Annotated in this window: 16 protein-coding genes; 2 read left to right on the top strand and 14 right to left on the bottom strand. The window is 53.5% G+C overall.

The features are described 5' to 3' along the window. Positions 1–129: 129 nt before the first annotated feature. Positions 130–1,791 carry an energy-dependent translational throttle protein EttA gene (ettA, locus tag ACT3T6_RS09105; protein WP_193055005.1) on the top strand — a complete coding sequence of 554 codons (1,662 nt, stop codon included), beginning with the start codon at positions 130–132 and terminating at the stop codon, positions 1,789–1,791. Between the two features lie 138 nt (positions 1,792–1,929). Here the strand turns inward: ettA and ACT3T6_RS09100 are convergent, their stop codons facing one another. The 7 genes from ACT3T6_RS09100 to phaR all read right to left on the bottom strand — a co-directional run bounded on the left by ACT3T6_RS09100 (position 1,930) and on the right by phaR (position 6,586). Then, positions 1,930–2,088: a DUF1328 domain-containing protein gene (locus tag ACT3T6_RS09100; protein ID WP_018918588.1), complete on the bottom strand. Its 159-nt coding sequence runs from the start codon at positions 2,086–2,088 to the stop codon at positions 1,930–1,932. A 196-nt stretch (positions 2,089–2,284) separates the two neighbouring features. Beyond that, positions 2,285–2,926, bottom strand: a complete 642-nt coding sequence (gene coq7 / locus ACT3T6_RS09095; RefSeq protein WP_193055004.1) for a 2-polyprenyl-3-methyl-6-methoxy-1,4-benzoquinone monooxygenase — start codon at positions 2,924–2,926, stop codon at positions 2,285–2,287. Positions 2,927–3,002: 76 nt separating this feature from the next. Further along, the gene (locus tag ACT3T6_RS09090; protein ID WP_087107757.1) at positions 3,003–3,344 is read right to left on the bottom strand and encodes a histidine triad nucleotide-binding protein; all 342 of its coding nucleotides are present in this window, start codon (positions 3,342–3,344) and stop codon (positions 3,003–3,005) included. A gap of 51 nt (positions 3,345–3,395) precedes the next feature. Then, complete coding sequence (locus tag ACT3T6_RS09085; RefSeq protein ID WP_087107760.1) at positions 3,396–4,268, bottom strand: phosphoribulokinase; 873 nt, start codon at positions 4,266–4,268, stop codon at positions 3,396–3,398. Beyond that, positions 4,268–4,708: an acyl-CoA thioesterase gene (locus ACT3T6_RS09080; RefSeq protein ID WP_193055003.1), complete on the bottom strand. Its 441-nt coding sequence runs from the start codon at positions 4,706–4,708 to the stop codon at positions 4,268–4,270. The genes ACT3T6_RS09085 and ACT3T6_RS09080 overlap by 1 nt, the downstream gene beginning before the upstream one ends. 62 nt (positions 4,709–4,770) lie before the next feature. Next, a complete protein-coding gene (gene purD / locus ACT3T6_RS09075) occupies positions 4,771–6,057 on the bottom strand; it encodes a phosphoribosylamine--glycine ligase (RefSeq protein ID WP_193055002.1) in 1,287 nt (428 codons plus the stop codon). 67 nt (positions 6,058–6,124) lie between these two features. Further along, a complete protein-coding gene (gene phaR, locus ACT3T6_RS09070) occupies positions 6,125–6,586 on the bottom strand; it encodes a polyhydroxyalkanoate synthesis repressor PhaR (protein WP_087107767.1) in 462 nt (153 codons plus the stop codon). A 132-nt stretch (positions 6,587–6,718) separates the two neighbouring features. Between phaR and ACT3T6_RS09065 the strand changes: the two genes are divergently transcribed. Continuing rightward, positions 6,719–7,432: a 16S rRNA (uracil(1498)-N(3))-methyltransferase gene (locus ACT3T6_RS09065; protein WP_192527954.1), complete on the top strand. Its 714-nt coding sequence runs from the start codon at positions 6,719–6,721 to the stop codon at positions 7,430–7,432. A 10-nt stretch (positions 7,433–7,442) separates the two neighbouring features. Here the strand turns inward: ACT3T6_RS09065 and rloA3 are convergent, their stop codons facing one another. The 7 genes from rloA3 to ACT3T6_RS09030 form a co-directional block, all read right to left on the bottom strand. Beyond that, entirely contained in the window at positions 7,443–7,994 is a 552-nt protein-coding gene (gene rloA3, locus ACT3T6_RS09060) for a retropepsin-like aspartic peptidase RloA3 (protein WP_172116101.1), read from the bottom strand. Between the two features lie 45 nt (positions 7,995–8,039). Further along, positions 8,040–9,218, bottom strand: a complete 1,179-nt coding sequence (locus ACT3T6_RS09055) for a lytic murein transglycosylase (RefSeq protein ID WP_412767874.1) — start codon at positions 9,216–9,218, stop codon at positions 8,040–8,042. 323 nt (positions 9,219–9,541) lie between these two features. Further along, complete coding sequence (gene mnhG, locus ACT3T6_RS09050; protein ID WP_193055000.1) at positions 9,542–9,946, bottom strand: monovalent cation/H(+) antiporter subunit G; 405 nt, start codon at positions 9,944–9,946, stop codon at positions 9,542–9,544. Beyond that, positions 9,939–10,208, bottom strand: a complete 270-nt coding sequence (locus tag ACT3T6_RS09045; protein WP_192527952.1) for a monovalent cation/H+ antiporter complex subunit F — start codon at positions 10,206–10,208, stop codon at positions 9,939–9,941. Before ACT3T6_RS09045 ends, mnhG begins: the two co-directional genes overlap by 8 nt. After that, entirely contained in the window at positions 10,208–10,681 is a 474-nt protein-coding gene (locus ACT3T6_RS09040) for a Na+/H+ antiporter subunit E (protein WP_172116098.1), read from the bottom strand. The genes ACT3T6_RS09045 and ACT3T6_RS09040 overlap by 1 nt, the downstream gene beginning before the upstream one ends. Next, positions 10,678–12,273, bottom strand: a complete 1,596-nt coding sequence (locus ACT3T6_RS09035) for a Na+/H+ antiporter subunit D (RefSeq protein ID WP_193054999.1) — start codon at positions 12,271–12,273, stop codon at positions 10,678–10,680. Before ACT3T6_RS09035 ends, ACT3T6_RS09040 begins: the two co-directional genes overlap by 4 nt. After that, positions 12,270–12,617: a Na+/H+ antiporter subunit C gene (locus ACT3T6_RS09030; RefSeq protein ID WP_192527950.1), complete on the bottom strand. Its 348-nt coding sequence runs from the start codon at positions 12,615–12,617 to the stop codon at positions 12,270–12,272. The genes ACT3T6_RS09035 and ACT3T6_RS09030 overlap by 4 nt, the downstream gene beginning before the upstream one ends. Positions 12,618–12,632 lie beyond the last annotated feature (15 nt).

Genomic DNA, 12,632 nt, shown 5'->3' with positions numbered 1-12,632 from the left:
ACCCACGCTTTCTTTTTATAGCCATTGGATGTTGCCCGGTGGCATCTTCTGGCCTTTCCAAGCACAGAGCACTATCATCTGAGGCTACTCAGCACTTTGCTGTCTCATTCATCAACCTAACGGATTTCCATGGCGCAATACGTATTCACCATGAACCGGGTTGGCAAAGTTGTGCCACCCAAAAAACAAATTCTCAAGGATATTTCGCTATCGTTTTTCCCGGGCGCCAAAATCGGCGTTTTGGGTTTAAACGGTGCCGGTAAATCCACACTGCTGCGCATTATGGCGGGTGTCGATAAAGAGTTTGAGGGTGAAGCTCGTCCGATGCCGGGTATCAATGTCGGTTATCTCCCCCAAGAACCGCAGCTTGATGATGAGAAAAATGTCCGCGACACCGTTGAAGAAGCACTAGGCGCTATCAAGGAAGCGCAGGAGAAGCTGGACGCTGTTTATGCTGCCTACGCTGAGCCTGATGCCGACTTCGATGCACTAGCAAGCGAGCAAGCACGCCTTGAAAACATCATTGAAGCCGCCGATGCCCACAACCTTGAGCGTAAGCTTGAAGTCGCCGCCGAAGCGCTTCGCCTACCGCCTTGGGATGCCAAAGTGGGCAATCTTTCAGGTGGTGAGCGGCGCCGTGTCGCGCTTTGTCGCCTGCTGCTTTCAAGCCCGGACATGCTGCTTCTGGATGAGCCCACCAACCACCTGGACGCCGAATCGGTTGCCTGGCTGGAGCGCTTCCTGCATGACTATAACGGTACCGTTGTGGCGATTACCCACGACCGTTACTTCCTGGACAACGTAGCGGGCTGGATTCTGGAGCTCGACCGTGGTCAAGGCATCCCGTTTGAAGGCAACTACTCTCAGTGGCTAGAGCAAAAAGAGCACCGCCTGACCCAGGAAGCCAAGCAGGAAGCATCGCGGCAAAAAGCCATCAAGCAAGAGCTTGAGTGGGTGCGTAGTAACGCTAAAGGTCGTCAGGCCAAAAGCAAAGCGCGCCTTAACCGCTTTGAAGAAATGCAGTCCGGCGACTTCCAGAAACGCAATGAAACCAACGAGATCTATATTCCGCCTGGCCCGCGCCTGGGTGATAAGGTCATCGAGTTTCATAATGTCTCCAAGCGCTTTGAAGACAAGCTGCTGTATGAAGACCTTTCCTTCACTATTCCCCAAGGTGCGATTGTCGGCATCGTCGGCGGAAACGGTGCGGGTAAATCGACCCTGTTTAAACTCATCACCGGTAAAGAGCAGCCAGACACGGGTGAAGCGGTCATCGGGGACACGGTTGAGATCGCTTATGTTGAGCAGCTACGTGATGCACTTGATGACAAGCAGACGGTTTGGCAGGCGGTGTCTGGCGAGCAGGACATTCTCAACATCAACGGCTACGAAGTGTCTTCACGTGCCTACGTTGGTCGCTTTAACTTTAAAGGCAATGACCAGCAGAAGCGCCTGGATGAGCTGTCCGGCGGTGAGCGTGGACGCTTGCAGCTTGCCCAAACGCTCAAACAGGGCGCCAACGTACTCCTGCTGGATGAACCTTCTAACGACCTTGATATTGAGACACTGCGTGCGCTTGAAGAAGCCCTTCTTGCCTTCCCAGGCTGCGCCATGGTGATTTCTCATGATCGCTGGTTCCTGGACCGTATTGCCACGCACATTCTGGCGTTTGAAGGTGATTCTGAAGTCGTCTTCTTCGACGGTAACTATACCGACTATGAAGAAGATCATAAAAAGCGGGTAGGTAACGATACGCCCAAGCGCATGAAGTACAAGCGTATTGATGCCTGATTTTTAGCGTTCCATACCCGGTAACAGTACGGCTGACCCGTATGCAAAAAGCCCCAAACGGGGCTTTTTGTTTAGCTGGTTCTATCCAAAGTCTTTATGACAAGTCTTTATGAAAGGTCTCTATGAGCAGCCCTTATGCTAACGGCGTCGCCCTGTAAATAGCGATACCACAAACAGGATGAGAAACAGAACGAATAGAATTTGCGCGATGGTTGATGCAACCCCCGCGATTCCCGAAAACCCAAGCACACCGGCGATAATCGCAATAATCAAGAATAGCATCGCATTGCCTAGCATCGTCTTTCTCCTTTTCCCTGGTGACGCTTTTCTGCTTTAGAAAACGTACGCTACCTTACGTACGATTAGCATTGACCTGATTAAGCGTTGGCGATAACTCGCCATTCGTCAAGAGATTAAGGAGAATTTGCTTTCCTTGCTGACGCTTTTCATCCGCGATGCCGGTATTCAGCAATAGCACGTCAGAAATAGCACATCAGAAATAGTAGGCACCTTTAGTGGCACTTTGAGCGACAAACCGTAACCCCCATTTAATCGGCGCGGGGAAACGCAGGCCACCCGACTCTATCGCTAAATGCGCCTGGTGCGCTTCATCGGCAGCCATTTGGCGAAGCAGCGCAAGCGAGCGCTGATCATCTGCCATCAGTCTGGCCTGTTGCTCTTCAAAGTGTTTGCCCGAAAGCTCACAGGTAGCGGCAATCATGCCCAGGCTTAGACGCTCACTGGTGATCCCAGAGACAGCCCCAACCCCAAATGCAGCGGCATAAAAAAAGAGCGTAAAGTAGCTGGTGCGACTATTCAGTTGCGCCAGCCGCTCTTCACACCAGGCCAAGTGATCAAATGCCTCCACAGCGGATTTCTCCATTTGCACACGCGCATGGGGGAGCGCTGCGGTAATACTCTGGCCCTGATACAGCGCCTGATTCGATACACCAATCACATGATTAACACGCATCAGGCCTGCGGCATGACGTCGTTGGTGGCCATCAAATGCCCTATCCTCAAGCTTACTGGCGGGATGGTTACGCTGTGATGTAGCGGCGCGAGGCATCAGCGACCGTAACGCTGTATCAAACTGATGAATTAAGCAATCAGACCGACTAAGCTGGCGCTTCATGGCTTACTCCGCTTAACAGCAAACTGTCTTAAAGTCTGCCTTAAAGGTAGCTTGAAGATATTTCGAAGGCCGTCTGTTAGCCCGCAGGCCACGTAAACTGACGACCACCTAATAAATGCATATGTATATGGTAGACCGTCTGACCGCCCTTTTCGTTGCAATTCATCACGACACGATAACCGTCTTCGGCAAAGCCCTGCTGCTTGGCAAGCCTGGCAGCAGTGAACTGCAAACGGCCGACCAGTTCAAGATCATCTGCTTCAATGTCGTTTAAGGTGGCGATGTGCTTTTTGGGAATAATTAGCTGATGAGTGGGCGCCATAGGGCTAATGTCGTTAAAGGCGAGAACGTGCTCGTCTTCATAAACGATATCAGCCGGGATCTCACGATTGATGATTTTACAGAATAAACACTCCATACCCACTCCTTGTTATCGTTGCAGCTTGTCGCCCCGCATTTGCAAACGCGGTTAACGAAAGCGGCGCTGGGATAATAAATGGCGCACCAGGGGTGCCAAAATCAGCTCCATGGCTAATGACATGCGCGCGCCAGGCACGACCAGCGTATGTGGCCGCGTCATAAAGGCATCCTTGATCATTGCAAGAAGCCAGGGAAAATCAACGGTTGATGGATCACGAAATCGTATCACCACAAACGATTCGGCATCTGTGGGGATATCCTGCACTTCAAAGGGGTTGGACGTATCGACGGTAGGCACCCGTTGAAAGTTGATATGGGTGCGGGAGAATTGCGGCTGAATATAGCGCACGTAATCGTTCATGCGGCCCAGAATCGTATCGATCACCGCTTCCTGGGAGTAGCCACGCAGCTTGGTATCACGGTCAATTTTCTGAATCCATTCAAGATTCATGGTCGGCGCAACGCCTACCAACAGATCCACATGGCGAGCAATGTCGTACTCCTGGGTTACCAACCCACCATGTAAGCCTTCATAGAACAACAGGTCGGTACCACATGGGAGCGACTGCCACTCCGTAAAGGTGCCTACGCGGCACCCTGCTTCGATTTTCTGCTTGTCTTCCGCGTGGATATAGTGCCGAAACGTGCCCGTACCGTGTTCGCCATACTCGACAAATACCCCTTCAAGGCGGTCAAGCAGGTTGGCTTCTACTGCAAAATGCGAAAGCTCATGCTTACGCTCGGGCTCTTCACGAAACATGCGGTGAAGATCATCACGTGTATACCGGTGAAAAGCGTCACCATCCACCATGGCCGCATGTACATCTTCGCGTAGAAACATGCGCTCAAAGCTTCGTCTGACGGTCGTTGTGCCCGCACCCGAAGAGCCCGTCACGGCGATAATGGGATATTCCCGCGACATTAAGCACTCCTCGCTTGGGCCAAGGCCTGCTTGATGGGCTCAGGTATCGCCACCGGCCGCCCAGTATTGACGTCAATGAGCAACTGGTTAACGCGGGCGGTCGCCACGATATGTTCGCCGTCGCGCTGCAAAATACGCTGGTAAACGGTTAATGCCTTGCCCTGCGGCTCAGGCACCGCCGTTTCAATGATCAACGCATCAGGCCAACGCGCTTCACGTTGATACTGCACGGCCAAGTCGGCCACCACGCTTGGATAGCCGTGCATGTCCCATTCCGATAGCGCCAGGGCGGAAAAAGCGTGAACGCGGGCTTCATGTAGCAGCGAAACCACTGTGTCATGCCCCAAATGCCGACCGTAATTCATATCGGTTACCCGCACCGTTAAAGGGTGACGATGAATAACCGCGTTAGCGGGAAAATCCAGCGTGACACGTTCCATACCTGTTTCCTTTCGGTGGTGATAAGTGGCCCGCCCCTTGCGCTACGGTATCAACGCGCTTATTACGCTTTTTCTCTCGCAATAGCACGGTAAGCGATATCACGGCGATATTCAGCGCCCTCCCAGCGAATCTCCTTGACGCCTTTGTAAGCCTGCTGCTGTGCGCTAAAGACACTCTCACCCAGTGCCGTCACACACAGTACACGACCGCCGGAGGTCGTTACCTCGTTGTTCGCGTTCAGCGCGGTGCCCGCATGGAACACCTTGCTGTGCTGCTCGGCTTTTGCCAAACCATCAATGACATCGCCTTTACGGTAGCTGGCTGGATAACCGCCCGCCGCCATGACCACACCCACCGCGGCACGTGAATCCCAATGGCACGTTTTACCCGCCAACTGCCCCTGGGCACCGGCAAGGCAAAGCTCAGCAAAATCAGACGTCAGGCGCATCATGATGGGCTGAGTTTCGGGGTCACCAAAGCGGCAGTTATATTCAATCACTTTGGGCTGCCCGGTCTGGTCGATCATCAACCCGGCATACAAAAATCCGGTATAGGCATTGCCTTCAGCGGCCATCCCTTTAACCGTGGGTACGATGACCTGTTCCATGATGCGGGCATCAACGTCTGGCGTCACGACCGGTGCAGGTGAGTAAGCGCCCATGCCGCCTGTATTTGGGCCTGTGTCGCCATCGTAGGCGCGCTTATGGTCCTGGCTTGTGGCCATGGGAACGATGTTTTCGCCATCGACCATGACGATAAAGCTCGCTTCTTCGCCTTCAAGAAACTCTTCAATGACAACGCGAGCACCGGCATCGCCAAAGGCATTGGCTTCGAGCATATCGCGAATGGCGGCTTCGGCCTCCACTTCACTCATGGCAACGATCACGCCCTTACCTGCCGCCAAGCCATCTGCCTTGATGACGATAGGCGCACCGACCTTGTGTAAATATGCCAACGCAGGCGTTACCGTGGTAAACGTCTGATAAGCCGCCGTTGGAATAGCATGGCGCGCCAGGAAGTCCTTGGTAAATGACTTGGAGCCTTCAAGCTGGGCCGCGGCCTGGGTAGGGCCAAAGATGGTCAGGCCAGCCGCTTGGAAGCGATCAACGACGCCTTCGACCAGAGGCGCTTCCGGACCGACGACGGTCAAGCCAATACGCTCCTGGAGCGCAAATGCTTCCAGCCCGGCCAAGTCGGTGGCCGCAATATCGATATTGGTCAGCTTATCTTCGGTCGCCGTACCGGCATTGCCGGGCGCTACGAATACCTGCTCAACATTATCAGATTGCGCTAATTTCCACGCCAACGCATGTTCGCGGCCGCCGCCACCTATCATCAAAACCTTCATGTTCTTCCTTCTCGAACGGGAGAGCGATTATGCGCCGCATTATGCCACAAGGTGACCACTCGTGGCGTTAGGAGGATTTATCCTCATCCTTGTCGCTGGTGGAGGGCGGCTGGTTCAAGGTGTTTTGCCAAAAGCGCATATTTTCTTCGGCCAGCTCGCGCATAAACTCCATCGGCGTATGGCGCATGGCCTGCTGCCATTGGCTTTGTAAACGCTTTTGCTGCTCCAGCATAAGCTGCGTGCCTTGTTCAAGATAACGCGCCAGCGGTAAAGGCGACGACATATCATAAACCCGGATGAGCTGCGCCAGCAGGTCGTTAGAGAATACTTCGGCTTCGTTATCCGACTGCTCCTGCTCAATAATGATGGAGAGCAGAATGGTACGCGTCAGGTCTTCACCGCTTTTGGCATCCTCAACCCGAAACGGCGCTTCTTCAATAATAAGATGGCGCAGATCTTCAAGCGTGACATAACGGCTTTGCTGAGTGTCGTACAACCGGCGATTGGCATACTTACGAATTACGCGCACAGCGCATCTCCTTAAACGCGATAGGGGTGTTCCCCAATGCTATTATTGTGCCTGCACCACGCGCCCATGCAAGCCATGTGAGTAGAATATTGCGCAACAGCGTGCCCACCCTTCGACCAATAGATGCCGATTATGAACTTGATTTTGCTTCACCCCAGCGACCTCGACCACCAGGGCCATGCGTGTATAACAGACGCACGCAGATTAGCGCATTTACGCGACATCCATCGCGCTGCCCTCGGTGACCGGTTAACGGTGGGTGTTCAGGGTGGCTTAATGGGAAAAGCACAGCTGGTCGAATTAACCACTGAGCTTGCCGTATTTGCCCTTGACCCGTTAGCAGACGTGCCTCCCCCCGCTCTTCCCGTGCATTTGGTACTCGCGCTACCTCGACCACGCATGCTGGCGCGAACGCTTGAGCATGTGACAGCGCTAGGGGTGAAGGAAATTACTTTACTGCATACCAAGCGCGTAGAGAAAAGCTATTGGCAATCACCAGAGCTTCTTCCCGAGAAAATTCATCAGCACCTGGTGCTGGGTCTGGAGCAATCACGTGATACCCAACTACCGAGCGTGACACTGACCAAAGGCTTTCGGCCCTTTCTTGAAGAGCAACTGCCTGCTTTACTTCGCGGTCGCCGTGGCCTTGTGGCTCACCCGGGCATGCCGATGGCCTGCCCACGTGGCATCAGCGACAATACGCTGCTGTTGGTCGGCCCAGAAGGTGGGTTTATCCCATGGGAAGTTGAGAAACTGCTGGACGCGGGCTGTGAGGGGATGCATCTTGGGCCGCGCATTTTACGCGTTGAAACAGCCGTCACAGCGTTGCTGTCACGGCTGTTTTAGAGCTCAATACCTAGGCTTGCTGGTCTTCTGGATCGTGAGGCACTACCTCAGCATCGTCACTGCAGGATGGCTCTTGCTGGAATGTTTCGCGCACGTCCAGCAAGCCTAAATGGCTGATGGTACGCCGGCCAAGCAGCAGTGGATAATGCATTTCTTCGCGATCACGTAGGCTAAATTGCTCTTCGTAAACCGTATCGCCCATGCACACATTCATTAATACAACGGGGCGCTCATCACGTCCGCCCGCACCGCGCACTGCCAACTCACGATAGAGCGGCCGTTCAAGACGGTCGCTAAACACTTCGTCGTTCTGCTGGTCTGTTAGCTTTAAGCGAAAGCGCACCCACTCCTCGCCCTCTTTCTCAAACACTTCGATATCACGTGCATCCAAAGATGACGTCAGGGCACCACTGTCAAGCTTGGCCTTCACCATAATGCCCCAGGGCTCTATGGTGGCATTTTCAACCCAGCCAAACACTTTATCATCATCGCTTGCCACTGCGCTGGCGGCTAATGCACTTACCAGCACACTACTTAACAGCGTTTTTGCCACAAATCCCATAGCATCATCCTTGGTGAAATAAGTGATTAATCGTTAACTACGCACCTAGCGCAGCCTTTCAAGCAGCGCCTGAGTAGCGAAGCCATCCGGCGTTAGCCCTTGGCTGCGTTGAAAGTCACGCACGCCTTGGCGTGTATTGGGTCCCATCACACCGTCAGCCCCGCCTACCGAATAGCCCGCTTCATTCAAGCGCCGCTGGAGTTCTTTGACATCGTCGCGGGTTAAAGGTGTCTGCCCTCGCGGCCATGCCTGGCGTATTCCCTCACGCCCGGCAATTTTATCAGCCAGCGTCGCCACGGCCAGGGCGTAGCTGGTGGCGTTGTTATAGCGCAAAATCGCTCGAAAATTAGCGCCTACCAAAAAGGCGGGCCCTTCCGCCCCGGCCGGAATGACGATGGCCGCGCTCTCGAAATTGGGCAGTTCACCCTGCAGGGCGCGTACACCTTGACTCGCCCACTCAGCGCTACTGCGGCGCTCGGTCTGTGAATAATCAAACGATGCAGGAAGCGCTAACTCAACCCCCCAGGGTTCGCCTGCTTGCCAACCTGCCCGCGCCAGATAGTTGGCGGTGGAGGCCATCACATCGGGGATACTGCCCCAGATATCACGGCGGCCATTATTATCACCATCCACGGCATAAGCTTCAAAGCTACTGGGGATAAACTGGGTATGCCCCATAGCACCCGCCCAGGAGCCTTTCATTTGCTCGGCTGCGATATCGCCCTGGTCAATAATACGTAACGCCGCAAGCAGTTCACCGCGTGCGAAATCCCGGCGACGCCCGTCGTATGCCAGGGTAGCGAGCGCCTCAAGGGTTGAGAAATCACCAAAATTGCTTCCGTAATTGCTCTCGATGCCCCAAATCGCCACGATGATTTCTGAGGGCACGCCGTAGCGTTGCTGCATTTCTAATGCCGTCTGGCGGTGGGCGTCAAGTTTCTCACGGCCTGCATTGACGCGCGTATCGGAGGCGGCGGTGTCGAGATATTCCCAAATAGGCCGCACGAATTCCGGCTGGTAGCGATCCAGTTCAATCACCCGTTCACGGTAGCGCACGCTGTCCAGTGCGGTGGCTAGCGTTGATTCACTGATCCCCTGAGCAGCTGCATAACGACGGAACTCATTGCGCCACTGTTCAAAGTTGGCATAGCGTAGCTCTTCGGCACCGCGTGCATCCACTTCTGTCATCAACTGCGGGTTAGCGTAGAGGCTTCCGCTAAACATTACCGATAGCACCCCGGCAGTAACTACCAGTGATGTATGACAAAAAGCGCGACGTAATGGCAAATTAATCTTGGGCAACATGGTGTCTCTTCCTAGGCTGTCCTTGGCATGCCTGATGATGGCCTGGAAAACAAGCAGATACCAGAATTTGTACGAAAACAACGCGTGCTTAGCCGTTGTGGCGTAAACCCTGCCTACCAACCTTTCAGCAGGTAAAGTCACGGCGCTGACATTTCCTGCTGATACATTGTGTTATAAAAAACCACCCGAAGGTGGCTTCTTACCGATTAGTTATTTACTAGCCGCTAAATTAGTGCAATACATCAATCGGGATCCGTCGCTCGTGGCTGACGTTTAGCATTTTCATTCGTTTCCATACCGCTTTTTAATTCATGGGTTAACGGGTCGTAGTTGGGACGAAGCTCATCCTTGACCGTACCACTCCAAAGTCGAGAGCCCACAAAGTAACCCGCCCGTCCTATCACATGCGCCGCAACGGGGGCTGTCATCAGGATAAACACGATAATCGCAAAGGAGCGAGCGACCACGCCTACCTCAGAAAAATGCATTGCCGATGCCAGCATGATCAAAATAACGCCTAATGCCGCCGCTTTGGTAGTGGCATGCATACGCGTTAGTAGATCCGGCAAACGTAGCAAGCCAATAGCCGCCAGGAGCATAAATAAAGAGCCTGTCAGCAATAGCGCACCTTTAATCGTTTCAATCATCGCGAGGCCCTCCCCGTTCCAAAAAGCGTGCAAAGCCAATCGCGGCCAGAAAGCCCATTAGCGCAATAACGATCGCGGCATCCAGAAAGCTGGCTACCCCGGATTGAATGGCGTAAACGCCTACCAGCCCGACCACCGTAGTAGAAAAAAGCTCAAGCGCCACCACTCGGTCAGGCAGGCTTGGCCCGCGCACCACACGCACAAATGTCAACACTAGCGCCAGCCCCATAATGATCTGGCTAATCAAGAGAACCGTATCCATTAGCGAAATAACTCCAAGGCTCGATGCTCCATTTCTTTTAAGTTGCGTCTTAGCTCTTCTTCATCATCAAGAAACATGGCATGGATATAAAGCACCTTTCGGTCATCAGAGACGTCCAGGCTCAGCGTTCCCGGGGTTAAAGAGATCAGATTCGCCACCAGGGTAATTTCCATTTCAGTGCGTGCGGAAAGCGGCATGGCAATCACGCCTGGCTGCATGTGCCAAGGCGGCGTCACAATATCAAACGCAACACGCAGGTTGGCTTGAACAAGCTCCTTTAGAAAAAAGCCCAGAAAGCCAATAATGCGCGGAATCCTGGCCGGGTAGCCTTTTAATGCGCTGACTTGCGGCTCAATCATCACCAGCGCGATATAGCCGAAAATCATGCCTACCAGCAGGTTTAAGCCAGTGAAGTCGCCGCTTAGCAGCACCCACGCCAATCCTAACAGCAGGTTCCAAATAGCACCGGTCATGGCGCGTCCCCCCCGCCTATTATTTCTACCTGCAACTCGCCTGGCACCAGTAGCGCATCCTCAGCACTCGCGGACACGCCCAACACCGCATCAATATAGCCTCTGGGGGCCAGCAGTTGATCACCAATAGTGGTCATCACACTCATGATGGGTTCAGCAAACACCCCGATTAGCACTGAAAACAGAGCCAGCACCACCACGGGCAAATACATCATCCACAGGCTAGGTTTAATAAGCCGCCCGTCATCCCCAGAGGGGGTATTCGATACAGGCACCTGGTTATCGTCTGGTAAGGACTTCCAGAAGACTTCGTTCCATATCTTGACCATGGAGTAGAGCGTTAATAACCCCACACCCAAGGCAATGGCTGTAATCACATACGCCTCGGCTTCAATACCTGCCCGCACAATGACAAACTTGGCGAAGAATCCGGATAACGGAGGAACCCCCGCGAGGGAAAATGCTGAGATAAAAAATGCAACGGCAAGCCAAGGGCGCTCTTTATAAAGCCCACCCATCTTTTTTAGCTGATACGTGCCCTGCAAGCGGTGGGTGATACCGCTAATCAAAAACAGGTTCGTCTTGACAATAATATTGTGCATGATGGCAAACACGCCGCCAGCAATCGCCAAGGGGGTATACAGCGCCAACCCCAGAATCATATAGCCGATCTGGCTGACGATATGAAACGACAAAATACGCCGAAACTCATATTGAGCGGCCGCACCCAGCACCCCGGTCACCATGGTAAGCACCGCCCCCCACAACATTATCTCCTGCAGGTAGCCCATCGTCTGGTCAAAGATCAAGGTAAACACACGGAACAGTGAGTACACGCCTACTTTGGTGAGAAGGCCTGCAAAAAGCGCTGAAACGGCAACTGGCGGCGTATGGTAAGACGCAGGCAGCCAGAAAAAGAGCGGAAAGGCTGCCGCCTTGATCCCAAAGGCCACCATAAACATCACCGCGAGCACCTCGACCATCCCGTTGTGCTCAACGGCATTCATGCGCAGTGCGATATCGGCCATGTTAAGCGTACCGACCGTGCCGTACAGCAGCCCCACCGCTGTCAGAAAGATCACCGACGCCAGCAGGTTAAGCGTTACGTACTTTATTGCTCCCTCCATCTGGGCCCGCTCGCCGCCCAAAATAAGTAGCGCAAAAGAGGCCACCAGCATTACTTCAAACCATACATACAGGTTGAAGATATCGCCGGTCAAAAAGGCTCCCGCCACCCCGGCTAACAACAAGTGCATTAACGGATAATAGCCAAATTTCTCATGGCCACGGCCGGTCGTCGCCAAGGAGTAAATCCCCATGGCAAGGCCGATGATACCGGTCAGCAGCACCATCACCGCACTTAACATATCGGCGATGAGCGTAATCCCAAACGGTGCAGGCCAGCTGCCCATTTGCATGGTGACATAGCCTTCGGAAAGGGTTGTCGTAAACAGCCAAAGGCTAACGATCAGAAATGCTATATTTCCAGCAACGGCGATAAAGCGCTGCATTGGCCTTGAACGCCAAAACAGTAGTGAAATAGCCCCTGAAAGTAAGGGTAAAAGGACGGGAAGAGCAACTTCAGGCCTCACGTATCAGTATCCTTCATCTTATCCAGGTCATCCGCCTTCACCACTTCATAGGCACGACGAATCAATACAACAGCAAAGGCCAGCACACCAAATGCGATAACAATAGCCGTCAGTACAACGGCCTGGGGCAATGGGTCAGCGACATCGCCCATAGGCTGAACCATGCCTTCTGGAATCAGCGGTGGCGCGCCCCGCGTCATTCCGGCAGTAGTAAAGATCAATAAGTTAGCAGCGTTGGAAAGCAGCAGTAGCCCAATAACCAGTTTTACAATGGAGCGTCGCAGCATCATAAAAATAGCGGTGGCATACATAACCCCAATCGCTAGCGCCATTACCGGTTCCATGCGTATCCTCCTGCT

It is taken from the genome of Halomonas sp. 72 (assembly GCF_052379785.1).
GTDB lineage: Bacteria > Pseudomonadota > Gammaproteobacteria > Pseudomonadales > Halomonadaceae > Vreelandella > Vreelandella citrativorans.
This window is presented reverse-complemented; position numbering and strand designations above follow the sequence as displayed.

Bases quoted from the DNA above. Each gene is read 5' to 3' on its own strand.
- ettA (WP_193055005.1), top strand. From the start codon at position 130: ATGGCGCAATACGTATTCACCATGAACCGGGTTGGCAAAGTTGTGCCA.
- ACT3T6_RS09100 (WP_018918588.1), bottom strand. From the start codon at position 2,088: ATGCTAGGCAATGCGATGCTATTCTTGATTATTGCGATTATCGCCGGT.
- coq7 (WP_193055004.1), bottom strand. From the start codon at position 2,926: ATGAAGCGCCAGCTTAGTCGGTCTGATTGCTTAATTCATCAGTTTGAT.
- ACT3T6_RS09090 (WP_087107757.1), bottom strand. From the start codon at position 3,344: ATGGAGTGTTTATTCTGTAAAATCATCAATCGTGAGATCCCGGCTGAT.
- ACT3T6_RS09085 (WP_087107760.1), bottom strand. From the start codon at position 4,268: ATGTCGCGGGAATATCCCATTATCGCCGTGACGGGCTCTTCGGGTGCG.
- ACT3T6_RS09080 (WP_193055003.1), bottom strand. From the start codon at position 4,708: ATGGAACGTGTCACGCTGGATTTTCCCGCTAACGCGGTTATTCATCGT.
- purD (WP_193055002.1), bottom strand. From the start codon at position 6,057: ATGAAGGTTTTGATGATAGGTGGCGGCGGCCGCGAACATGCGTTGGCG.
- ACT3T6_RS09065 (WP_192527954.1), top strand. From the start codon at position 6,719: ATGAACTTGATTTTGCTTCACCCCAGCGACCTCGACCACCAGGGCCAT.
- rloA3 (WP_172116101.1), bottom strand. From the start codon at position 7,994: ATGGGATTTGTGGCAAAAACGCTGTTAAGTAGTGTGCTGGTAAGTGCA.
- ACT3T6_RS09055 (WP_412767874.1), bottom strand. From the start codon at position 9,218: ATGTTTAGCGGAAGCCTCTACGCTAACCCGCAGTTGATGACAGAAGTG.
- mnhG (WP_193055000.1), bottom strand. From the start codon at position 9,946: ATGATTGAAACGATTAAAGGTGCGCTATTGCTGACAGGCTCTTTATTT.
- ACT3T6_RS09045 (WP_192527952.1), bottom strand. From the start codon at position 10,208: ATGGATACGGTTCTCTTGATTAGCCAGATCATTATGGGGCTGGCGCTA.
- ACT3T6_RS09040 (WP_172116098.1), bottom strand. From the start codon at position 10,681: ATGACCGGTGCTATTTGGAACCTGCTGTTAGGATTGGCGTGGGTGCTG.
- ACT3T6_RS09030 (WP_192527950.1), bottom strand. From the start codon at position 12,617: ATGGAACCGGTAATGGCGCTAGCGATTGGGGTTATGTATGCCACCGCT.